At 73.1% G+C, this 20,373-nt stretch carries 19 protein-coding genes; 6 read left to right on the top strand and 13 right to left on the bottom strand.

The genetic code is table 11. From position 1 onward, the window contains the following. Nucleotides 1–3: 3 nt before the first annotated feature. Nucleotides 4–1,392 (bottom strand): MATE family efflux transporter, encoded by a 1,389-nt coding sequence (locus AC5JJ1_RS24570; RefSeq protein ID WP_495787746.1) that lies wholly within the window; start codon nucleotides 1,390–1,392, stop codon nucleotides 4–6. A gap of 118 nt (nucleotides 1,393–1,510) precedes the next feature. Between AC5JJ1_RS24570 and AC5JJ1_RS24565 the strand changes: the two genes are divergently transcribed. Next, nucleotides 1,511–2,386, top strand: coding sequence for an oxygenase MpaB family protein (locus AC5JJ1_RS24565; protein WP_495787745.1), 876 nt, complete (start codon nucleotides 1,511–1,513; stop codon nucleotides 2,384–2,386). Nucleotides 2,387–2,394: 8 nt separating this feature from the next. Here AC5JJ1_RS24565 and mdoH read toward each other — a convergent pair whose 3' ends face one another. The 12 genes from mdoH to AC5JJ1_RS24505 form a co-directional block, all read right to left on the bottom strand. Further along, on the bottom strand, nucleotides 2,395–3,996 hold the full coding sequence (gene mdoH, locus AC5JJ1_RS24560; RefSeq protein WP_495787780.1) for a glucans biosynthesis glucosyltransferase MdoH: 1,602 nt from the start codon (nucleotides 3,994–3,996) through the stop codon (nucleotides 2,395–2,397). Next, nucleotides 3,993–5,000 (bottom strand): UDP-glucose 4-epimerase GalE, encoded by a 1,008-nt coding sequence (gene galE / locus AC5JJ1_RS24555; RefSeq protein ID WP_495787744.1) that lies wholly within the window; start codon nucleotides 4,998–5,000, stop codon nucleotides 3,993–3,995. Before galE ends, mdoH begins: the two co-directional genes overlap by 4 nt. After that, a complete protein-coding gene (locus AC5JJ1_RS24550; RefSeq protein WP_495787743.1) occupies nucleotides 4,997–5,734 on the bottom strand; it encodes a PIG-L deacetylase family protein in 738 nt (245 codons plus the stop codon). Before AC5JJ1_RS24550 ends, galE begins: the two co-directional genes overlap by 4 nt. Beyond that, nucleotides 5,734–6,975, bottom strand: coding sequence for a glycosyltransferase family 4 protein (locus tag AC5JJ1_RS24545; protein WP_495787742.1), 1,242 nt, complete (start codon nucleotides 6,973–6,975; stop codon nucleotides 5,734–5,736). The genes AC5JJ1_RS24550 and AC5JJ1_RS24545 overlap by 1 nt, the downstream gene beginning before the upstream one ends. After that, the gene (locus AC5JJ1_RS24540; protein ID WP_495787741.1) at nucleotides 6,972–7,814 is read right to left on the bottom strand and encodes a sugar phosphate isomerase/epimerase family protein; all 843 of its coding nucleotides are present in this window, start codon (nucleotides 7,812–7,814) and stop codon (nucleotides 6,972–6,974) included. Before AC5JJ1_RS24540 ends, AC5JJ1_RS24545 begins: the two co-directional genes overlap by 4 nt. 2 nt (nucleotides 7,815–7,816) lie before the next feature. Next, nucleotides 7,817–9,295, bottom strand: coding sequence for a YcaO-like family protein (locus AC5JJ1_RS24535; protein ID WP_495787740.1), 1,479 nt, complete (start codon nucleotides 9,293–9,295; stop codon nucleotides 7,817–7,819). After that, complete coding sequence (locus AC5JJ1_RS24530) at nucleotides 9,292–10,137, bottom strand: MBL fold metallo-hydrolase (RefSeq protein ID WP_495787739.1); 846 nt, start codon at nucleotides 10,135–10,137, stop codon at nucleotides 9,292–9,294. The genes AC5JJ1_RS24535 and AC5JJ1_RS24530 overlap by 4 nt, the downstream gene beginning before the upstream one ends. After that, nucleotides 10,128–11,159, bottom strand: coding sequence for a Gfo/Idh/MocA family protein (locus AC5JJ1_RS24525; protein ID WP_495787738.1), 1,032 nt, complete (start codon nucleotides 11,157–11,159; stop codon nucleotides 10,128–10,130). The genes AC5JJ1_RS24530 and AC5JJ1_RS24525 overlap by 10 nt, the downstream gene beginning before the upstream one ends. Nucleotide 11,160: 1 nt before the next feature. Beyond that, on the bottom strand, nucleotides 11,161–12,267 hold the full coding sequence (locus AC5JJ1_RS24520) for a class I SAM-dependent methyltransferase (RefSeq protein WP_495787737.1): 1,107 nt from the start codon (nucleotides 12,265–12,267) through the stop codon (nucleotides 11,161–11,163). Then, the gene (locus AC5JJ1_RS24515) at nucleotides 12,264–13,181 is read right to left on the bottom strand and encodes a hypothetical protein (protein WP_495787736.1); all 918 of its coding nucleotides are present in this window, start codon (nucleotides 13,179–13,181) and stop codon (nucleotides 12,264–12,266) included. Before AC5JJ1_RS24515 ends, AC5JJ1_RS24520 begins: the two co-directional genes overlap by 4 nt. Further along, complete coding sequence (locus AC5JJ1_RS24510) at nucleotides 13,178–14,329, bottom strand: inositol-3-phosphate synthase (protein WP_495787735.1); 1,152 nt, start codon at nucleotides 14,327–14,329, stop codon at nucleotides 13,178–13,180. The genes AC5JJ1_RS24515 and AC5JJ1_RS24510 overlap by 4 nt, the downstream gene beginning before the upstream one ends. 211 nt (nucleotides 14,330–14,540) lie before the next feature. Then, complete coding sequence (locus AC5JJ1_RS24505; protein WP_495787734.1) at nucleotides 14,541–15,743, bottom strand: MFS transporter; 1,203 nt, start codon at nucleotides 15,741–15,743, stop codon at nucleotides 14,541–14,543. A gap of 350 nt (nucleotides 15,744–16,093) precedes the next feature. Between AC5JJ1_RS24505 and murA the strand changes: the two genes are divergently transcribed. The 5 genes from murA to AC5JJ1_RS24480 all read left to right on the top strand — a co-directional run bounded on the left by murA (nucleotide 16,094) and on the right by AC5JJ1_RS24480 (nucleotide 20,279). Next, entirely contained in the window at nucleotides 16,094–17,353 is a 1,260-nt protein-coding gene (gene murA / locus AC5JJ1_RS24500) for a UDP-N-acetylglucosamine 1-carboxyvinyltransferase (protein WP_495787733.1), read from the top strand. Nucleotides 17,354–17,358: 5 nt separating this feature from the next. Continuing rightward, on the top strand, nucleotides 17,359–18,054 hold the full coding sequence (hisG, locus tag AC5JJ1_RS24495) for an ATP phosphoribosyltransferase (RefSeq protein ID WP_495787732.1): 696 nt from the start codon (nucleotides 17,359–17,361) through the stop codon (nucleotides 18,052–18,054). Continuing rightward, nucleotides 18,051–19,340 carry a histidinol dehydrogenase gene (hisD, locus tag AC5JJ1_RS24490; RefSeq protein WP_495787731.1) on the top strand — a complete coding sequence of 430 codons (1,290 nt, stop codon included), beginning with the start codon at nucleotides 18,051–18,053 and terminating at the stop codon, nucleotides 19,338–19,340. Before hisG ends, hisD begins: the two co-directional genes overlap by 4 nt. Before the next feature lie 126 nt (nucleotides 19,341–19,466). After that, nucleotides 19,467–19,685, top strand: coding sequence for a translation initiation factor IF-1 (gene infA, locus AC5JJ1_RS24485; protein WP_043336856.1), 219 nt, complete (start codon nucleotides 19,467–19,469; stop codon nucleotides 19,683–19,685). Nucleotides 19,686–19,697: 12 nt separating this feature from the next. Beyond that, nucleotides 19,698–20,279, top strand: coding sequence for a Maf family protein (locus tag AC5JJ1_RS24480; RefSeq protein ID WP_495787730.1), 582 nt, complete (start codon nucleotides 19,698–19,700; stop codon nucleotides 20,277–20,279). Nucleotides 20,280–20,373: the final 94 nt, after the last annotated feature.

Below are 20,373 nucleotides of genomic sequence, written 5' to 3'. Positions count from 1 at the left end.
CCGTCACGCAGCCTTCGCCGCCAGCGGCTGCTGCGCCGTTGCCCGCAGCAGCAACCCCGCGGCCAGCGCCCCGGCGCCGAGATTGCCGATCAGCAGCCCGGCGAAGGTCCCCGCCTCGCCCCCGAGGCGGCCGCCGAGCCAGGCCAGCGGCACCCCCAGCACGAAGGTCCGCACCAGCGAGATGGCCACCGCCACCATCGGCTGGTCCAGCCCGTTGAAGGCGGCGCAGGCCACCGCGATGGCCCCGATCGCCCCGTAGCCCCAGGGCAGGATGCGGAGGTAGAGCGCGGTCGAGCTCGCCACCGCCGGGTCGCCGGTGAAGAGCATCGCGATGAAAGGCGCCGCCACCACCAGCGGCAGCGCCACCGCCAGCCCATAGGCCAGGCAGAAGCCCATGGCCGCCTGCATCCCCGTCCGCAGCCGGTCCGGCCGGCCCGCCCCGGCATTCTGCGCGGCGAAGGGATTGGCCACGGCCGAGAGGGCGAAGAGCGCCGTCAGCGCCAGGCTCTCCACCCGCGAGCCGAGGCCGAAGCCGGCCACTGCCGCGCTCCCCTGCACCGCCAGCATGGCGGTGAAGAGTCCGTTGGCGACGGGGATGATCGCATTCGTCCCCGCCGCCGGCAGTCCGACCCGCAGCACCCGACGCGTCGAGGCCGCGAAGCCGCCCAGCAGGGTGCCCTCCACCGTCAGCAGCCCGAGTTGGCGCAGCCGCCGGAGCGAGGCCAGGAGCATCGCCGTCCAGGCGAGGCCGGCCGCCGCCGCCAGCCCCGGCAGGCCGAGCCCCGGCACCACCCCCGGCAGGCCGAAGGCCAGTGGCCAGTCGAGCAGGAAGCCGAGGATGCCTGCCCCTGCCAGCGCCGAGCCGCCGAAGCGCATGTCCCCCGCCGCGCGGGCGATGCCGAGTGCCACCATCCCCGTCAGCAGCGGCACCGCGCCGAGCAGCCAGACCCGCAGGTAGCCGAGCGCCAGCAGCCGCGTCTCGCCCTCCGCCCCGAGCCAGCGCAGCAGCGTCTCCGCCCCCAGCCAGCAGGGCAGGGCGAGGCCGAGCGCCACGCCGGCGGCGAGCAGCAGCGCATGCAGCGAGAGCCGCCCCGCCTCCTCCCGCGCGCCGAGTGCCCGCGCCACCACCGCCGTCGCCCCGGCGCCGAGGCCGATGCCGAAGCTCATCACCGTCATCACGATGGGGATGACGAAGCCCATCGCCGCCAGCGCATGCGGGCCGAGCAGGCCGGTCAGCCAGGCCTCGGCGAGCTGGATGGCGAACATGACGACCAGCGCCATGGCGAGCGGCGCCGTGGCCACCGCCAGCCCCCGCACCACCGGCCCCTCCGACAGCGCCACGCGATTCGCCTGGCGGCTGGCCCCGGCCGGGGCGGTCTGCTCCTTCTGCATCAAACCTCGATCACGTCTGCCAAGTCACCCTGGCACGGGTGCGGAAGGGCCGCCACCGCGTGCCTTCCCAAAGCGGGAACCGGCCCCATAACAGCAGGCCAGGAACGTGACACCCGTGATGCCATCCCGCCCCAGTGCCTTGCCGCCCATCCCGCTGCCGCAGGCCCTCGCCCGCCCGCTCAAGAAGAGGATCGCCGCCGAGGTCGTTGCCCTGTTCAACGACCGCGCCCGCGGCGAGCGGCCCGTGGTGCCGCGCCCCGACGGGTTGTTCGGCCCGCGCTCCGTCGCCTGGCGGGTCCATGGCGACGTGACCTCGATGATGGTCGGCGGCATCGCCGGGCTGCTGCTGCAGATGCTGCATCCGGCCGTGCTGGCGGGCGTGTGGGACCATTCCAATTTCCGCGCCGACATGCTGGGCCGCCTGCGCCGCACTGCGCGCTTCGTCGCCCTCACCACCTATGGCGGCCGTGACGAGGCGGAGGCGATGCTGGCCCGCATCCGCCGCATCCACGACCATGTGCAGGGCACGCTGCCCGATGGCCGTGCCTATTCCGCCAACGACCCCGCGCTGCTCGCCTGGGTGCACGTGACGGAGGCGACGAGCTTCCTCGCCGGCTGGGTCCGCTATGCCAAGCCGCGCATGACGGGCGCCGACCAGGACCGCTACTTCGCCGAGATGGCGCAGATCGGCGAGGCGCTCGGCGCCGACCCGGTCCCGCGCAGCCGGGCCGAGGCGCAGCGCCTGCTGCAGGCGATGCGGCCGCAGCTCCGCTACGATGGCCGCACCGCGGAGGTCGCCCGCCTCCTCCTCTACCAACCGGCGCCGAGCCTGGTGGCGGAGCCGGTGCAGGCGCTCACCATGCAGGCGGCGATCGACCTCATGCCTGCCTGGGCCCAGAGGATGCATGGGATGGAGAGCCCCCTCGGCGCCCGCCCGCTGGTCCGCGCCGGCACGCTCGGCATCGCCCGCACGCTGCGCTGGGCCTTCGGCTGAGCGGGGGCTCAAAGCGGCGCCGCGCTCACCACCACGGCCGGCACCGCGAGCAGCAGCGCCAGCACGACCGGTGAGGCCAGCAGGACGGCGGAGGGTCCGGCCAGGCAGAAGAGCACGGCGCAGGCCCCGCCGCAGGCCATGCTGACCTTCAGCCGGCCGGCGCTGTAGCCCCAGCGCAGCCGCCGCCCGCGCCGCTGCTGCGGCCCCCAGCCCGCGAGCCCCGGCGCGACGGTTAGCGCCGTCTTCTCCGCCGCCAGGATCGCATCGACGAGGACGGAGAAGCCGATCTCGGCCAGCACCGCCTGCAGCATCCGCCCTCTCGGCTGGTCTCCCGGCCGCAGCATGGCCTCGGCGAAGCCCAGGAATTTCGGCAGGTGCAGCAGCAGGAAGCCCGCCAGCAGCAGGCCGATGAGCGCCGCCGGCGCGGTCGCCGCCGCGCCGCCGGCCGCGGCATTGAGGGCGGCAAGCGGCAGCAGGGCGAACCAGAAGGGCGTCAGCGCATAATGCAGGATCGCCTGCAGCATCTGCAGCCGGCCGATCCGGCTGAGGTCCCGCCGCCGCAGCAGGTGACGGTATTGCAGGTTGCCTGCCGCCCAGCGCCGGTCCCGGTCGAGATGGGCGAGGAGGTCCGGCGGGTGCCGCTCGAAGGAGCCCGCATCCTCCGGCAGCACGTGCACCGCCCAGCCCGCAGCATGCAGCAGCGCCGCCTCCACATAGTCGTGGCTGAGGATCAGCTCGCCGCCCGGCAGCACCGGCAGCTTGGCATGGGCGCGGAAGGGCGCGATGCGGATCAGCGCGTTGTGCCCCCAATAGGCGCCCTCCGGCCCCTGCCACCAGGCCTGCCCCGTCGCCCAGATGCGCGTGCCATGGCGATGGCCGAAGCCGAAATGCCGGGCGAACAGGGTCTCCGCCCGATGGCCGCCGACGGTCGGCTGCAGGATCGCCATGCCGGGATCCGCCTGCATCAGCCGGACCAGCCGCCGCACCGCCGCCGCGGACATGGTGGAATCGGCGTCGAGCACCAGCAGGAAGTCGTCGCCTTCCGCATCCCGGTCGAGGAAGTCCATCAGGTTGCCGGCCTTGTAGCCGTCGTTCCGCAGCCTGCGCCGGTAGCGGACCGCGCCTTCCGGGAAGCGGGCGGCGAGGCGCTCCACCGCCGCCGCCTCCTGCACGGCTGCGGGCCCATCGGGCGTATCGGAGAGGATGGCGAGGCGGAAGCGGTCGCCGCCCTCGTTCGAGGCGCGCAGCTCGCGCAGCAGCCGCTCCAGCGGCGGCAGCACCGCCTCCATCTCCTCGAGGCGGACGCAGGCGGCGATGACGGTGCGGGCCTCGATCGGCGCCTCGGCCCAGCCCGGCTGGCGCATGGCCGGCAGCACCGCCGCCAGCGGGTCCCGTGCCAGCATGCGGATGGCGAAGCCGATAACGGCCGTCGCCCCGGTCAGCCCCAGCCAGGGCGCGTTGAGGGCGAGGCAGGCGAGGATCAGCCATTCCCAGACCGTCCATCCGCCATCGGCCAGCACATGCCAGCCGAGCGCGACCAGCCCCGCCGTAAGGCCGGCCATCAAGGCACCCATGACGATGCGGCGCACCGCGAGCGACGGCGCCGTCAGCCCCAGCGCTCCCGCCGGTCGTGTCCGTTCAGCCGCCGCTGCCAGCGGACGGCATCGGCGATGATGGCATCGAGGTCGTCGAAAGCCGGCCGCCAGGCGAGCCGGCCGCGGATGCGGTCCGCCGCGGCGATCACGGCCGGCGGGTCGCCCGGACGGCGCGGCGCGACCCGCACCCGCGCGCCCGTCGCCCGCTCCACCGCGCGGATGACGGCGCGCACCGAATGCCCGTGGCCGTAGCCGCAGTTCAGCACGACCGTCTCGCCGCCCATCGCCAGGTGCCGCAGCGCCTCCACATGCGCCCGCGCCAGGTCGGTGACATGGATGTAGTCGCGCACGCCCGTCCCGTCCGGCGTGTCGTAATCCCCGCCATAGATGGCGAGCTCCGCCCGCTGCCCGAGCGCCGCCTCGAGCGCGACCTTGATGAGGTGCGTCGCCCCTGGCATGCGCGGCCCCGCCCGCCCCGCCGGATCGGCACCCGCCACGTTGAAGTAGCGCAGCGCAACGACCGAGAGCCGGTGCGCTGCGGCCACGGCCTGCAGCATCTGCTCCGCCGCCAGCTTAGAGGCGCCGTAGGGGTTGATCGGCCGGCAGGGCGCCTCCTCGTCGACCGGCAGCCGGTCCGGGATGCCGTAGACCGCCGCGGTCGAGGAGAAGACGAGCCGCGCTACGTCCTCGGCGATGCAGGCCTCGGCGAGGACCAGCGTGTTCGCCATGTTGTTCCGCCAGTACCGCGCGGGATCGACGACGCTCTCGGGCGCGATCAGGGAGCCTGCCATGTGCACCACCGCCCCGATGCGGTGCCGCCGCAGCGCCGCCCGCACCGCCGCCGCATCGCCGGTATCGGCCAGCACCAGCGGCACGCCCTCCGGCACCGCCTCGCGGCAGCCGGTGGACAGGTTGTCGAGCACGACGACGGACAGCCCGGCATCGAGCAGGGCGAGCACCACATGGCTGCCGATATAGCCGGCCCCGCCGGTGACGAGGATGGTTGCGCTCTCCGTCATGCCGCCACCCCGAGCCGCACCGCGCCGCGCAGGCGGAAGCGCTCCACCGATCCCGCGGCATCGAGCGCGCGCCGGAGCCCTTCGGCCCCGCCGAATTGGAAGCCGAGCTGCGTCGCATAGGCCGCGCAGGCGGCCAGCCGCGCCGGCGCATCGCCGGGGAAGCCGCGCTCCGGCCAGGCTTCCATCAGCCCGGCGAAGGGCCGCACCGCCTCACGCAGCGGCCGCGCCGCATAGGGGAAGTCGGTCCACCACAGCACCGGCACCCCGTCCGGCAGCACCGGCAGCAGCGATTCCACCAGCCGCACATGGTCGACATGCCCGCCGATCGCCTGCGGCGCCAGGATCAGGTCGGGCGCCGGTGCCATCAGCGCGGCAAAGGCCTGCGAGAGCGGTGCCGCGATCGCATCATCCTCGCGCGGCGCGGCGAAGAGCGCGCGCGCATCCGGGTAGCCGCGATGCGGCGCCTCGGCGAAGTCGAGCCAGGCGGCCCGCGCGCCGAGCCTGGCGCAGGCCGCCGCATCCTCTGCCCGGCGCAGCGCCATGTAGTCGGCCTCCGGCGGCAAGCCCTTGTCGAGCTGGCAGGCGAGGGCGAAGCCGGTCGGGTTGGGCACGGACCGGGTGAAGGCCGTCGCCACCGTGACCTCCCACCCCGCCCGTGCGAGCGCCGCCAGCGTGCCGCCGCAGGAAAAGGCCGCGTCGTCGAGATGCGGCGAAAGGGCCAGGGCGCGCGGCATCAGAGGAGATGCGGCGCCGCGCGGAACCGGCACCCCGCGTCATGCGGCAGCACGGGGTCGAAGCCGGTATCGGGTTGCCGCCCGGCGACCCCGGCATAGACGCCCATGATCTGCCGCCCCACCGCTTCCCAGGAATAGGTGCGCCGGCATTCCTCGAGCGCCGTTGCGGCAAGCCGCCGCCGCAGCGGCGCATCCTCGATCACCCGCCTGAGCGCCTGGGCGAGCGCCGGGATGTCGCCCGGCTGCACCAGCAGCCCGTTCTCGCCATCGCGCAGGCAGTCGACGACGCCGACGGCGTAGCAGGAGACGCTCGGCAGGCCGTTCGCCATCGCCTCCAGGATCGTGTTGCTGAAGCCCTCGGCATAGGTCGGGCTGACGAAGACATCCGCCTCACGGTAGAGCGCCGGCGCCGCGTCGTAATCGGCATAGCCGGTGAAGCGGACCAGCACGCCCCGCTTCTCCGCCAGCGCGCGCGAGCTGTCGTAGTCCGGCCCGATGCCGGAGATGGTGGCGGCGAAGCGCACGCCGTCGCGCTGCAGCAGGGCCAGCGCCTCGATCATGTCGAGCGAGCCTTTCCGCCGGTCGACGCGGCCATGGTAGAGCAGCCGCACCGGATCCGCCGCCTCACCCGGCACGAAGCCCGGGGCCGGGCGGAAGCGCTCGGTATCCACGGCGCCGGGGACGATGGTGAAGCGCTCCCGCGCCACGCCGAGCCGCTCGATCACCTCCTGCGCGAAGCTCTCGCAGCCGATCAGGAGCGCATTCGCATGGTTCAGCACGTTGAGCATGCCGAGCCGGTGCGTCTCGCAGCAGGAGCCGACCCAGTGGCCGTCGCCGCCCTGGATGGAGACGACGGTGGGGATGCCGATCTCCCGCGCCGCGAGCAGCACCGCCCAGCCATTCGGGTAGCCGTACTGCGCATGCAGGATGTCGAAGGGCTTCTTCCGATGCTCGGCGAGGATGACATCAACCATGTCCTGCACGTCGCGCTCGAAATCCGCCCCGCCCGGCTCGGCGAAGGCTTCCTCGCCGAGGGACTGCCGACCGATGACGGTGACGCCGGGGACGGGCGGCGGCGGTCCGCCGCCATAGACGCGGGTGCCGGTGGGGTCGCCGCGATACTGGCTGACCATGGTCACGTCATGCCCGGCCGCAACGAGCTGCCGCAGCAGGTTCACCGCATAGACGCTCATGCCGCTGATGGCCGGGAAGAAGCGGCGGCTGCAGAACAGGATCCTCATCTGTCTCGTCCCTCCCTGCACTGCCGCAGCCAGGCGAGCGACTGCGGGATCATCCGGTCGGCGCGATGGCTCTCGCGCGAGAGCTCCACGCAGACGAGCCGCTGGAAGCCCACCGCCTCCAACGCATCGAGGCAGGCGGGGATGTCCATCTCGCCCTCGCCGAAGGGCAGGTGGGTATGGTCGCCGCGGCGCATGTCCTCGATGGCGATGGTGCCGAGATGCGGCGCGAACTCGCCGACGGCGGCCGCCGGCTCCCGCTCCTGCGTCACCAGGCAATGGCCGAGGTCGAGCGCCAGCCTCAGCCCCGGCAGATGCGGCCGCAGCAGCGCCCAGTCGTCGAGCGTCTCGACCAGCATGCCCGGCTCCGGCTCCAGCGCCACGGTGACGCCGTGCCGCGTGCCGTAGTCGACGACCTGCGCCACGCCCTCCAGCAGCCACTCTCCCGCCTCGCCGCGGTCGACGCCCGGCTGCGGCACGCCCGCCCAGAAGGAAACCGCCTCCGCCTCCAGGATGTTGCCGATGTCGACGGCGCGCTGCAGGAAGGCGACGCGCCGTGCCCGCCCCTCCGCCGTCGGCGTCAACAAGGTTGGTTCATGCTTGCGCCGCGGGTCGAGCAGGAAGCGCGCGCCCGTCTCGATGACGCAGCCGAGGCGCCGGGCGCGCAGCTCGCGCGCCAGCGCCTCCGTCCGCGCCACCCAGCCCTCGGTCAGCGGGTCGAGATGCTGGAAGTCGAGCGTCAGCGCCACGCCGTCATACCCGGCCTCGGCGATCAGCGCGACGGCATCGCCGAGCCGGTGATTGGCCGCGCCATTGGTATTGTAGGCGAAGCGCAGCGCCATGCTCAGGCCGCCTGCCGCCGGCGGTAGAGCTGCGCGGAGAAGGTGCCGCACTCGCGGTAGAGCGGGTAGAGCTGCCCCACCTTCTCATCCGCCAGCCGCGCGTCGAACCAGGCGGGGCCGCCGGCCCGCGCCTCGTCCTCCGGCCGCAGCCGCACCCGCGCGGCGCCCTCGCGCGCCGCATCGAGCAGCAGCGGGTCGCCCCGCTCGCGCAGCCGCCGCACGCCGCGCCAGCCGATGCGATGGTAGCTCATCGTCTCGCTCTCGAGGCCGGGCACGATGGTCTTCACCGCCTTGACCGGGCTGCCCTGCGGCGAGCAGTCGATCACCAGCGGCTCCAGCCCCTCGGCGGCCAGGCGCTCCGTCAGCAGCCTGAGGCGCGCGCCGGAATCGGCCACCGCCTCGGCCGGCACGGTCGGCAGCTCCGAGAGGCGCACCCGCCGCCGGTCGGAGAAGACGCTGCCGGCGAGGCGCCGGCGCAGCTCCGCCGCATCCTGGCCGACCCATTCCGCCATGGCGGTCAGCGCGCGGCTCTCCTCCTCCTCCAGCATGGCGACGCCGATCTGGCGGTCGACATAGTCGCGCGGCAGCGATGCCTGGACGAGGTCGATCGGTCCATGCGTCGCCGCCTTGCGCGAGCGGGAGCCGCAAAACTCCAGCAGCGCCTTGCGCAGCGTGCGCGAGCGGTCGGGGTGCGAGGCCTCGCCGCAGGAGGTCACCTGCACCGGCACCGTCGGCCAGCCACGGTCGTTGCCGACGACATAGAGGTTCGGGATGCCGAAATCCGTGCAGGCCAGCTTGACGGTGACGTCGATGCCGAGGTCCCGGAGATGCGCCATCAGCCCGGCGACCTCCGGCTCCTCCTCGGTGTCCACCTCCACTACCACGCCCTGGTCGAGCGCGCGGTAGGTCACGGCATTGCCGTCGCGCTGCAGCAGCTCCATCAGCCCGTGCGAGATGGCATGCGGCAGGTCGAAGCCGGCGCCGAGGCCGTTGGTGATCGGCGTGATCAGCCGCGGCTTCTCGCCGAGCTGGTAGGGATAGGCCGCCACCCAGTCGAGCGGCACCAGCACCGGCTCGCCGGTCGAGAAGCGCCGCGCCTCGGCCCAGGCCAGCGGCATGTCCGGCGCGTAGGGGCTGCCGGCCGGCAGGCCGAGCGTCAGCGGGTCGGCGACGCCCGCGGCGCCGCGCTGCCGCATCATCTCGGCATAGCTGCCGTACAGGCGTTCCGTCCGCTTCACCCAGGCGCCGACATGCACCTCCTCGCAGAGCTCGCCGAGCGCGCCGACCTCCGCCTCGATCGGCTCGAAGCCGTAGCCATAGCCCGTGGTCGCCGGCTCCTTGGCGACGATCAGGTTGGCCTGCACCACGGGGATGCCGATGCGGTCCAGCATGTCGATGCGGAAGACGGTGACATGGCCTTCCTCCGGCATGGAGGCGCGGAACTCGCGGGCGACCTCGTGCAGGTCGGTGGTGGTGCTCATCGCATCGCGCTCCTGCGCAACTCGTCGATCGGGATATGGCGCACGCCGGGCGGGCCGCGCAGCTGGTCGTCCAGCACGGCGAGCGCGATCTCGCGCCCCACGCCCGGCGCGTGCTCGAAGGGCGTGCAGACCGTGTCGAAGTCGAGCCCCTCGATCACCGCGCGGTAGCGGCGGATCTCGCCTGGCGTCAGCGGGATCGACTTGTGGAAGGCCTTGTGGGTCGAGACGGCGGTGCTGTTCCCCGCCTCGTCCTGGTCGACCTTGAAGGCATCGCCGCAGAAGAGGATGCGCCGCCCCGCATCGTGCAGCACGGCCTGCCCCTCGTAGTGGCCGCCGACATGGTGCAGCACGAGGCCCGGCGCGATCTCCAGCGCCTCGTCATAGGGCCAGGTGACGCGGAAGGCCTTGGTGAGGCGGAGGTCTTCCTTTTGGATGGCCAGCACCTCCGGCCGGAACACGTCCTGCAGTTGCCACAGCGCGCCATAGCCATGGACATGCGAGGCGGCGAGGAAGCGGATGCCGCCCAGCCGCTCGATCTCGGCCAACATTGCGTCGGTGTAGAAGGGCGCAGCCTCGAAGGCGATGTTGCCCTCCGGGTGCAGCAGCAGCCAGCCGGTGCCGTTCAGCCCAAAGGGCGGCGAGACGGAGAAGGCGACCATGTCCCGCTCCAGCCGCCGCCAGTGCCCGGTGATGCGCGGCCGCACCTCCTCGACGGACAGGAACTGCCAGCCATCCTCCGGCAGGTCGTTGCGCGTGTCGGTGCAGACCGGGCAGTCGGGCGGCGGGGCGAAGTAGCGCTGCCAATGGCCGCAATTGGCGCAGGCATAGGGCTTCAGCGGCATGGACGGCCCTCCGCGGCGGCATAGGCGCGCTCGACCAGACGCATGGTATGGAGGTCGCGGTCGAGCGAAAAGGCGTCCCGCTCGCCCTCGCCGCGCAGCCAGCGCGCGAAGGCGGCCATCTGCCGCGCGAAGGGCGAGGCCTCGGCGTCGGGCACCGGCAGCGGCGCGCGCAGGCCGAGCCGCCCGTCGATGCGCCAAGCCTGTCCGCCCGGGGTCTGGCCCATGGTGCGCTCGGCGAGGATCTGTCCGGCGGTGCCGAGCACCTCGAGCCGCCGGCGCGGCAGTGCCTCCGGGCAGTTGTAGGCGACGTGGAGCTGCACCAGCACGCCGGAGCGGGTGCGGCCGAGCAGCATGGCGCCGTCATCGACGGCATAGTCCTGCACCCGCCGCTGCGTCAGCGCCGCGATCTCCTCCACCGGCTCGCCGAGCAGGCAGTCGACAAGGTCGAGCCCGTGCGGCGCGAGATCCATCAGCGCGCCGCCGCCGGCCCGGGCCGCATCCGCCCGCCAGTTGTCACGCGCCCAGCCGGCATCGACCCAGCAGGCATAGGCGATGCGGATGGCGGTGACGGTGCCGACCGCGCCCTCCGCGATGGCCGCGCGGATCGCCGCATGGGCCGGATGGTGCCGCTGGTCGAAGGCGGTGCCGTAGGGGATGCCGGCGGCGCGCACCGCCTCCGCCATCGCCTCCGCCTCGGCGAGGCTCGCCGCCATCGGCTTCTCGCAGAGCACGGGCTTGCCGGCCGCCGCCGCGCGCTCCACCGCGGCGCGATGCAGATGGTTGGGCGTCGCCACGTAGACGGCCTGCACGGCCGGGTCGGCGAGCAGCACATCGACATCCGCATGCGCCGCGGCGCCGAGCGCGGCCGCCCGGCGCCGCGCGGCCGGATCCGGGTCGGCGACGGCGACCAGCCTTCCGCCCGCGCCCAGCAGCCCCGGCACGGCATAGTCGCGCGCCACCCAGCCGAAGCCGATCACGCCCCAGCCGAGCCCGGTCGTCGCATGGGTCGTGGCATCCAGCATGTCACCAGCCCTCCGGCAGGTCGACCAGCTCGCGCCGCCGCGCCGCCTCGCGCGTCACCTCGGACAGTGCGGCACGCGGCGGCTGCGTCGTCGCCGGCGGATAGGTCGCCAGCGCCCCGTATTCGCGTCCGTAGCGCTCGGAGGGCCAGGCGATGCGCCCGGCCTCGTCATAGAGCGGGTTGCGTCGGAGCGCCGCGCCTTCCGGCGGCATGGCGAGCAACCCGCTGACGGCGCGGGCCTCCCGCAGCCCCGGCCCCTCGGCGGCGGCAAAGGCCTCGGCCCCCCGCAACGCCTCGACCGAAGCGCGCTGCGGCGCCTCCCCCGCGGCCAGCGCCCGCGTCAGCGCCGCATCCTCGTAGAGCGCCGCCTCCGGCATCAGCGCCGCCATCTCCGCGGCGGAGAGCGCGGCGCCGGCCGAGAGGTTGGGCCAGTCGCGGTTATGGACATGGCCGACCAGCAGCAGCCCGCGCTCCGCATCGCGCAGGCCGCGCAGCCTGGCGAGGATCGGCCCCTTCGGCTCAAGGAAGTAGAAGGCGTCGTGGCAGGCGACGAGGTCGAAGGAGCCGAGCGCCGGCCAGTCCTGCGCCGCGTCGAGGCAGACCAGCCGTGCCTCCGGCACCACCCAGTGCCGCGCGACCCAGAGCTTGGCGAAGACCACATCGGCCCCCGTCACCGCGACGCCGCGCCGCGCCAGCTCCCGCAGGTGGTGGCCGATGCCGCAGGCGAGTTCGAAGGCGCTGCGCGGCGCGTTCCAATGCGCCTCGGTCAGCGCCAGCCCGGCGAGGAAGGTTGGGTCCGTCCAGCGATGCGCGAAGTAATCGGCCACCGGCCCCCAGGCCAGCAGCCGCATCGCCTCGCGCAGGCTGAGCCCGGTGCGCCCACGCACGAGCTGCCGCAGCGCCTCGGGCTCCGCCTGCGGCCCGCGCCACCAGTCATCCTGGTCGGCGAGCAGCAGCACCAGCGCCGCCTCGTCCTCGCCGGCATCGAGATGGGCGAGCGCCGCCTCGGCCAGCGTCCGCCGGCCCGCGCGGAGGAAGGGGATGCCATCCACCACCGGCCAGCGCAGCCCCGCCGCATCCCGCACCGAGTGGGCGGTGTCCGCGATCATGCGGCGAGGCCCATCCGGGCCAGCACCGCATCCTGGAAGGGCTTCACCGGCCCGGCATGCACGAGCTCCATCTCGCGCAGGACGAAGCCCATGCTGGTGCCGGCGGCGCGCAGCTGGCTCTCCACCTGCAGCACCCGATCCAGCGTGTCCGCCGCATGAAAGGCGCGGCCCTCCGGCGTCCCGGCATCCGGCAGGATGCGGCAGGCCTCTTCGACCCTGGCGCGCAGCCCTGGGCCGAGCTCCCCCAGGGCAAGCGCCGTCGCCCGCGCCATCGCCGGCCCCAGCCATTCGCCGAGCGCCATCTCGCCGGCGAATCCGGAGTCCGGGATCATTGCGTTGTGCAGGTGATGCGCGAGCCCGGCGAGGAAGACCGTCTCCGGCCGCGCGCCCCAGACCGGCGCCAGCACGGCACCGAAGAGCGCGACCAGCGCGCAATGCTCCGCATGGCTCTCCGGCGGGTCGAGGATCAGCCGCCCGCGGCCCGGCGCGGTCGCCCCCGCCCGCGGCTGCGCCGCGAGCCGCCCGACGAAGCCCGGCAGCGGCCCGGCGCCTGGCGCGCGTGGCGCCTCCATCAGCCAGGCGCGCAAGGCTGGATCGAGCGGCCCCGCCGCCTCCGCCACCACGCCATGGATGATGCCCTCGGCCTCACCCGCGGGGATGCCGAGCTCGCCCATCAGCCCCGCGTCGAGGTCGCCGAGCACCGTCGCCGCCAGCGCCCGCCGCACCGCGTGGTGCGCGACCTCCACCGGTGCATCGCCCGCGACAAGCTCGGCCCAGGCCTCGGCGAAAAGCCGCTCGGCGATGGAGCCCGCGCGTCCCGCCGAGCGGATGCGCTTCAGGTCCTCGAGGCTCCGCAACAGCGGCATCAGGGCGGGCGAGGCTCGCCCACCCTCCTCCGCGGCAGCCAGGCTCATCGGCCAGCCTTGCCCTCGAGCCAGTCGGCCAGCATCCGCTCCTGGACGTGGAAGGCGTGCTCCGGCGCTCGTCGTCCCGCCGTCATCGGCGCCTTGAAGAAGAGCGAGAGCTGCTCCTGCGGCCCCCGCTCGCCGCGCTGCCGCGCGAGATCGAGCACGCGGGCGATCTCGAGGACCAGCGGCGCCGCCAGCACGCTGTCCTTGCAGAGGAAGTTGACCTTGATCTGCATCTTGTGGCCGAGGAAGCCGCTGACGTCGATGTTGTCCCAGGCCTCCTTGTCGTCGCCGCGCGGCCGGTAGTAGCGGATGTCGACGATGTGGTCCTCGACCTTGTAGCCGAGGATGCTGTCGAGCACGCTGCCCTTGGTGCCGAGCTTCGACTTCAGGCTGTCCGGGTCCTCCAGCGCCTGGCCGTCGCGGTTGCCGAGGATGTTGGTGGAGAACCAGCCGTCCACATGCAGCGCGCGCGCCCGGAAGGCAGGCGCCAGCACGGTCTTGAGCAGCGTCTGGCCGGTCTTGCCGTCCTTGCCAGCGAGCGGCACGCCGCGCCGCTCGGCGAGCTCCATCAGCCCGGGGATGTCAGCGGCGACGGAGGGGGTGAAATTGCCGTAGGCGACGCCGGCCTCGATCGCGGCCGCGGCATAGAGCATGGCCGGGCCGATATCCGGGTCGTCGCGGTCGAGCGCGCGCTGGAAGCCGTCCGCGGTGCCGAGCGCCTCGCCCTCCACCGGCGTGCGCTCGGTCGAGGCGAGGTTGATCATCACCACGTCGTCGAGGTCGTTCGCCGCCTTGAACTGCTGGATGTCGCTGATGATCGCGTCGATCGCAGCACGATGCCCGCGCATCTCGCGCGTGTTGCTGCCGCCGATCCGCCGGCAGAAGGCGCTGCTGGCGACCGCGGCCCAGGGCTTGATGCGCTCGAGCGCGCCCTCGGCTTCCGCCAGCTGGTTGTCGTTCAGCACATGGTGCTCGGCGGCGGCGGCGGCGAGGCTCTGCCCGTTCACGTCCCAGCCGCCGAAGACGAGATCCTCATAACCGGCAAGGCCGGGCACCGCGACATCGGCGAGCGGCAGGCCGGTCATCTGGTTCGCGCCGCGGCGCATCAGCTCGACCCCGGCGACGGCGGTGGTGGCCACCGCGCCGCCCATGCCAACCACCGCCACTCCGACGCGACGGCGCCTCGACGCATTCACCATAGCGATTCATCCCTGAACTCAGCCGAGCAAATCAGGGCTCGGTCAGATTCCACCAGGGAAAGGCCGCATCACGTATGCCGGAGGACTAAAAAGGTTCTTATGGGTTCCAAATAAGTCATCCTGCGACAATAATGCCACGCCAATACTAGCGGTTGTATTATCATCACTTCGCTTGCCGAAGCGCCCCGCCAGCCGCTGCGGCGCACAGGGCGAAGATCGCCGCCCCGCCGAGCGCGATCTGCCAGGATGCCAGCACGGCCCCGATCCGCCCCGACGCCGCCGAGCCGAGGATGCTCCCGCCATTCAGCGCCGCCATGACGAAGGCGAATTGCGTCGCCGCCCCGCCACCCTGGATCGCCTGCATCACCGCCGGCGCGAGCGAGACGAAGACCAGCGCGGGGACGATGCTGGAGAGCGCCATGGCTAGGCCCTCCGCCAGGAAGCCGCGCGGCCCGAACAGCAGCACCGCCGTGACGACATAGCCGACGGCGCAGGCGCCGAGCAGCAGGCGCAGCGCATGCTGCGGCCCCACCCGGTCCAGCCACAGCCCGATCGAGAAGGCGCCGATGGTCCCGCTCGCCAGCGTCAGCCCGCCCTGAAGGTGCGAGAGGCTCGTCGCCTCCCACCGCCCGGTCGCCACCAGCTCCAGCCCGAAATGCACGCCGAAGGCGCCCGTGGCGAACTCCTCCGCCACGCAGATGGCGAGCAGGACGAGCATCTCCGGCCGCCGCCCGAAGGCGAGCAGCTCCTGCAGGACGGCGAGGTAGGAGGCATCCTCCGCCCCGCGCCCCGGCCCGACCCGCCGCCGCGGGGAGAGCAGCGCATCGCCCGCCTCCTCCCGCACCAGGACCGGCACCGCGACCACGAGCAGGCCGAGCAGCAGCAGCAGGTGCTCCGCCACCGCGAGCCCAAGCGCCGCGATCACCGAGGAGAACAGCGCCGCCCCGAGCGCCATCCCTGTGACGAAGCCGGCCCGGGTCAGCGCCGTCACCTCGCCCAGGTGGTTGGCCGGGACCCGGTCGATGATCAGCGCGTCGACCGCCGTGTCGGTCAGCGCCGCGCAGGCATTGTGCGCCAGCAGCACCAGCCCGATCCCCGCGAGACCCTCCGCCAGCGGCAGGCAGGCCAGGCAGAGCAGCGCCCCCGCCAGCCCGGCCAGGATCCAGAAGCGCCGCCGCCCCATGCGGAAGGCGCCATGCCGGTCGACCAGCGGCCCCCAGAGCGGCTGTAGCACCCAGGGCAGGCCGGTCATCGCCATGGTGGCGCCGATGGCTTCCGGCGCCGACCCCGTCGCGGCGAGGTGGTTGGGCAGCGCCGTGACGGCGAAGCCGGCCACCAGCCCCTGGTAGCCGTAGAGCGCCAGCACCGTCAGCCGCCGCCAGGCCGGATGGGTGAAGAGCAGCCTGGTCAGGCGGGGGATGTCCTTCGGCAGAGCAGGAGGACTATGGGCCGCCGGCTGCCGCTGTCGCCCGCCTCTCGCCCTATCGTGAGCGGCCGGACCCAGGGGGGAATGCCCGATTGCATCCCCGAGAGAGTCCCTGTATCCCGCCCCGACCGTTTCCCAGACGGCCCGGCATGGGGGTTGAGGCTCGAAGGTCCCATGCATGTCCGGCGCATAGCGGCCCCCGCCCGGCGGCGGGCCGTAAGAAACCGGCAGGCATATCCGGGCACCAGATCGGCCTCCCTTTGCCGAAACCGTAAGGATTAGCCGCGATCATGGACCGCATCCGCATCCGCGGGGGCCAGCCGCTCCAGGGCAGCATCCCGATCAGCGGCGCCAAGAACGCCACCCTGCCGCTGATGGCCGCCGGCCTCCTCGCCAGCGGCCCGGTCGTGCTGCGCAACGCGCCCGACCTCGCCGACATCGCCACCATGCGCGCCCTGCTGATCCAGCACGGGCTGACCGTCGAGCACGACCGCGAGGCCCGGACGCTGACCATCGCCGGCGAGGCCAACCACCTTGAGGCGCCCTACGACCTGGTGCGGAAGATGCGCGCCTCGGTCCTCGTCCTCGGCCCGATCCTCGCCCGCCACGGCAAGGCCCGCGTCTCGCTGCCCGGCGGCTGCTCCATCGGCACCCGCCCCGTCGACCTCCATCTCAAGGGGCTGGAGGCGATGGGCGCCACCATCACCCTCGACGCCGGCTATATCGAGGCGGAGGCGCCGCATGGCCTGAAGGGCGCCCGCATCATCTTCCCCGTCGTCTCGGTCGGCGCGACCGAGAACCTGCTGATGGCCTCCTGCCTCGCCGATGGCGAGACGGAGCTGGTCAACGCCGCCCGCGAGCCGGAGATCGAGGACCTCGCCCGCTGCCTGGTCGCCATGGGCGCCGAGATCGAGGGCATCGGCACCGACCGGCTGCATGTGGTCGGCCGCCGCAGCCTCGGCGGCGCCGTGCATGACATCGTGCCTGACCGGATCGAGGCCGGCACCTATGCCTGCGCCGCGGCCATCACCGGCGGCTCCGTCCTGCTCGAGGGCGCGCGGGCCGAGCATTTCGGCTCGGTTGCCCGCACCCTGCGCGAGGCCGGCGTGGCGGTGGAGCCGGAGGGCAAGGGCCTCCGCGTCTCCCGCCTCAACGGGCTGCATGGCGTCGACGTGATGACGGAGCCCTTCCCCGGCTTCGCCACCGACATGCAGGCGCAGTTCATGGCGCTGATGGCCGTCGCCGAGGGCGCCTCGATGATCACCGAGACGATCTTCGAGAACCGCTTCATGCATGTGCCGGAGCTCAACCGCATGGGCGCCCGCATCAACGCGCATGGCGCCTCGGCCATCGTCCGCGGCGTGCCCCGCCTGTCGGGCGCGCCGGTCATGGCGACCGACCTGCGCGCCTCCGTCTCCCTCATCCTCGCCGGGCTGGCGGCAGAAGGGGAGACCATCGTCAACCGCGTCTATCACCTCGACCGCGGCTATGAGCGGGTGGAACAGAAACTCGCCGCTGTCGGGGCCGATATAGAACGGCTTCCGGGCTGAACTGCATGGATCTTCCGATTCCCGATTCCGACACCGCCAGGGCGGCCGGCACCGGCCCCATCATCCTCGCCGTGCCGAAGGGCCGCATCCTCGCGGAGCTCGGCCCGGTGCTGGCCCGCGCCGGCATCCAGCCCGCGGCGGACTACCGGGACGAGGACAGCCGCCGCCTCCGCTTCGAGACCAGCGACCCGAGCCTCGACGTGGTGCGCGTCCGCCCCTTCGACGTCGCCACCTTCGTCGCCCATGGCGCGGCGCAGATCGGCATCTGCGGCGCCGATGTGCTGATGGAATTCGACTATCCGGAGATCTACGCCCCGCTCGACCTCGGCATCGGCCGCTGCCGCATCAGCGTGGCCGAGCCTGCCGCAACCGCCGGGCAGGACGACCCGAGCCGCTGGTCGCGCATCGCGGTCGCCAGCAAGTACCCCAATGTCGCCGGGCGCCACTACGCCGCGCGCGGCATCCAGGCCGAGGTGGTCCACCTGAACGGCGCGATGGAGCTGGCGCCCTCGCTCGGCCTCGCCCGCGTCATCGTCGACCTGGTGCAGACCGGCAGCACGCTGAAGGCCAACGGGCTGATCGAGACGGAGGTGATCGCCCATGTCACCTCCCGCCTCATCGTCAACCGCACGGCGCTGAAGACCATGCCGGAGCGCATCGGCGCCTGGATCGCCCGCTTCCGCGCGGCGCTCGCCGCATGATGCGCCTCGACACCAGCGCGCCGGAATTCGAGACCGGCTTCGCCGCCCTGCTCGACATGGCCCGCGAGACCACGGCCCAGGTCGACGACGCCGTCGCCGGCATCATCGAGGAGGTGAAGGTCGGGGGCGATGCCGCCCTGCTGCGGCTCACCACCCGCTTCGACGGCTGGGCGCCGATCGATGCCGGGGCGCTGCGCGTCACCCCGGCCGAGATCGAGGCGGCGACCGCCGGCATCCCGGCCGCGCTGCTCGCTGCCCTCGACCTCGCCGCCGAGCGGATCGAGCGCTTTCACGCCGCCCAGCGGCCGGCCGACCTCGAGCTGCCGGACCCGGCAGGCCTCACGCTCGGCATGCGCTGGACGCCGCTGGATGCGGTCGGTCTCTACGTGCCGGGCGGCAAGGCGGCCTACCCCTCCTCCGTGCTGATGAATGCGCTGCCGGCCCGCGTCGCGGGCGTCGCGCGCATCGCCATGGTGGTGCCGACGCCGGGCGGGGAGCTCAACCCGCTGGTGCTGGCCGCGGCGCGGCGGGCGGGCGTCAGCGAGATCTACCGCGTCGGCGGGGCGCAGGCGGTGGCGGCGCTCGCCCATGGCACCGGCTCCATCGCGGCGGTCGACCGCATCGTAGGTCCTGGCAATGCCTATGTGGCGGCAGCCAAGCGCCAGGTCTTCGGCCGGGTCGGGATCGATTCCATCGCCGGCCCCTCCGAGGTGGTGGTGGTCGCCGACGCCTCGAACGACCCGCGCCTCGTCGCCATCGACCTGCTGGCCCAGGCCGAGCACGACGAGAGCGCCCAGGCCATCCTCATCACCGACGACGCCGTTTTCGTCGAGGCCGTCGCCGCCGCCGTCGAGGCGGAGCTGGAGACGCTGCCCCGCGGCGCCATCGCCGGCGAGAGCTGGCGGCGCCACGGCGCCACCATCCTGGTCCGCGACTGGGCGGAGGCGCAGGCCATCACCAACCGCCTCGCGCCCGAGCACCTGCAGGTGATGCTGCCCGACCCGCGCGGCTGGTTCGCCGGCATCCGCCATGCGGGCGCCGCCTTCCTCGGCCGCTGGTGCCCGGAGGCGCTGGGTGACTACGTCGCGGGCCCGAACCACGTCCTGCCGACCGGGCGGACGGCGCGCTTCGCCTCCGGCCTCTCGGTCTTCGACTTCCTGAAGCGCACCACCTGGGTGGAGGCGAGCGAGGCCGGCCTTGCGGCCATCGGCCCCGCCGCGGTGGCGCTGGCCGAGGCGGAAGGCCTGCAGGCCCACGGACTCAGCGTTGCGCGCCGGCTGGGTTGACCCGGCCCCGGCCGACCATCATCTTGACCCAACGAAGTCAACCCCCGAGTGCGTGCCCCAGGGCCCGACGCCGTCCGATCCGGACCTGGCGCGGACCCGGCACGCCGTTCAGCATGAAGGTTCCTGATGTCGAAAGAGGACATGATCGAGTTCAGCGGCACCGTGCAGGAGCTGCTGCCCAATGCGATGTTCCGGGTGAAGCTCGACAACGAGCACATGGTTCTCGCCCATACCAGCGGGAAGATGCGCAAGAACCGCATTCGCGTCCTCGCCGGGGACCGGGTGAATGTCGAGATGACGCCCTATGACCTGACCAAGGGCCGCATCACCTTCCGCTTCAAGTAAGCGCGTTTGAGCATGGGCAAACCGCCCCTGGTGCTGGCCTCCGCCAGCCCGCGGCGGCTGGAGCTGCTGGCCCGCATCGGCGTCCTGCCGGACCGCGTGCTGCCGGCCGACCTCGACGAATCCCCGCTGAAGGCGGAGCTGCCCCGCCTGCTCGCCGCCCGCCTCTCCGCCGCCAAGGCCGAGGCCGTCGGCGCCCTGGCGCCCGGGGCGCTGGTGCTGGCCGCCGATACGGTGGTGGGCGTCGGCCGCCGCATCCTCGGTAAGCCGGCCGATGCCGACGAGGCCCGGCGCTTCCTCACCCTGCTTTCCGGCCGTCGGCACCATGTCTATACGGGCGTCGCCCTCTGCACGCCAGACGGCAAGCTCCGCACCCGCTTGGTCGACACCATCCTCGCCTTCCAGCGCCTGACCGAGGCGCAGGTCGAGGACTATGTCGCCGGCGAGGAATGGCGGGGCAAGGCCGGCGGCTATGCCATCCAGGGCCGGGCCGAGGTCTTCGTCCGCTTCCTCTCCGGCTCCCATTCCAATGTCGTGGGCCTGCCCCTCTTCGAGACGGCGCAATTGCTGCGGGGGATCGGCTGGCTGAGTCCCTGAGCATCCTCGTCTCCGTTTCTCCGGGCGAGGTCCGCACGGCCCTCCTGCGCGGCGACAGGCTGGAGGAGGCCTGGTTCGAGCGCCCCGCCCGGCC

It is taken from the genome of Belnapia sp. (assembly GCF_059504005.1).
Note: the sequence above shows the minus strand (reverse complement) of the source record. Positions and strands in the feature narration are given on the sequence as shown.

Excerpts from the sequence above, each read along its gene's own strand:
- hisD (WP_495787731.1), top strand. The coding sequence starts at position 18,051 with ATGATGCGCCTCGACACCAGCGCGCCGGAATTCGAGACCGGCTTCGCC.
- AC5JJ1_RS24510 (WP_495787735.1), bottom strand. The coding sequence starts at position 14,329 with ATGGGCGGCGCGGTGGCCACCACCGCCGTCGCCGGGGTCGAGCTGATG.
- AC5JJ1_RS24550 (WP_495787743.1), bottom strand. The coding sequence starts at position 5,734 with ATGCCGCGCGCCCTGGCCCTTTCGCCGCATCTCGACGACGCGGCCTTT.
- AC5JJ1_RS24535 (WP_495787740.1), bottom strand. The coding sequence starts at position 9,295 with ATGAGCACCACCACCGACCTGCACGAGGTCGCCCGCGAGTTCCGCGCC.
- AC5JJ1_RS24565 (WP_495787745.1), top strand. The coding sequence starts at position 1,511 with ATGCCATCCCGCCCCAGTGCCTTGCCGCCCATCCCGCTGCCGCAGGCC.
- infA (WP_043336856.1), top strand. The coding sequence starts at position 19,467 with ATGTCGAAAGAGGACATGATCGAGTTCAGCGGCACCGTGCAGGAGCTG.
- AC5JJ1_RS24520 (WP_495787737.1), bottom strand. The coding sequence starts at position 12,267 with ATGATCGCGGACACCGCCCACTCGGTGCGGGATGCGGCGGGGCTGCGC.
- AC5JJ1_RS24540 (WP_495787741.1), bottom strand. The coding sequence starts at position 7,814 with ATGGCGCTGCGCTTCGCCTACAATACCAATGGCGCGGCCAATCACCGG.
- AC5JJ1_RS24480 (WP_495787730.1), top strand. The coding sequence starts at position 19,698 with ATGGGCAAACCGCCCCTGGTGCTGGCCTCCGCCAGCCCGCGGCGGCTG.
- AC5JJ1_RS24515 (WP_495787736.1), bottom strand. The coding sequence starts at position 13,181 with ATGAGCCTGGCTGCCGCGGAGGAGGGTGGGCGAGCCTCGCCCGCCCTG.
- AC5JJ1_RS24545 (WP_495787742.1), bottom strand. The coding sequence starts at position 6,975 with ATGAGGATCCTGTTCTGCAGCCGCCGCTTCTTCCCGGCCATCAGCGGC.
- AC5JJ1_RS24525 (WP_495787738.1), bottom strand. The coding sequence starts at position 11,159 with ATGCTGGATGCCACGACCCATGCGACGACCGGGCTCGGCTGGGGCGTG.
- galE (WP_495787744.1), bottom strand. The coding sequence starts at position 5,000 with ATGACGGAGAGCGCAACCATCCTCGTCACCGGCGGGGCCGGCTATATC.
- AC5JJ1_RS24570 (WP_495787746.1), bottom strand. The coding sequence starts at position 1,392 with ATGCAGAAGGAGCAGACCGCCCCGGCCGGGGCCAGCCGCCAGGCGAAT.
- murA (WP_495787733.1), top strand. The coding sequence starts at position 16,094 with ATGGACCGCATCCGCATCCGCGGGGGCCAGCCGCTCCAGGGCAGCATC.
- hisG (WP_495787732.1), top strand. The coding sequence starts at position 17,359 with ATGGATCTTCCGATTCCCGATTCCGACACCGCCAGGGCGGCCGGCACC.
- AC5JJ1_RS24530 (WP_495787739.1), bottom strand. The coding sequence starts at position 10,137 with ATGCCGCTGAAGCCCTATGCCTGCGCCAATTGCGGCCATTGGCAGCGC.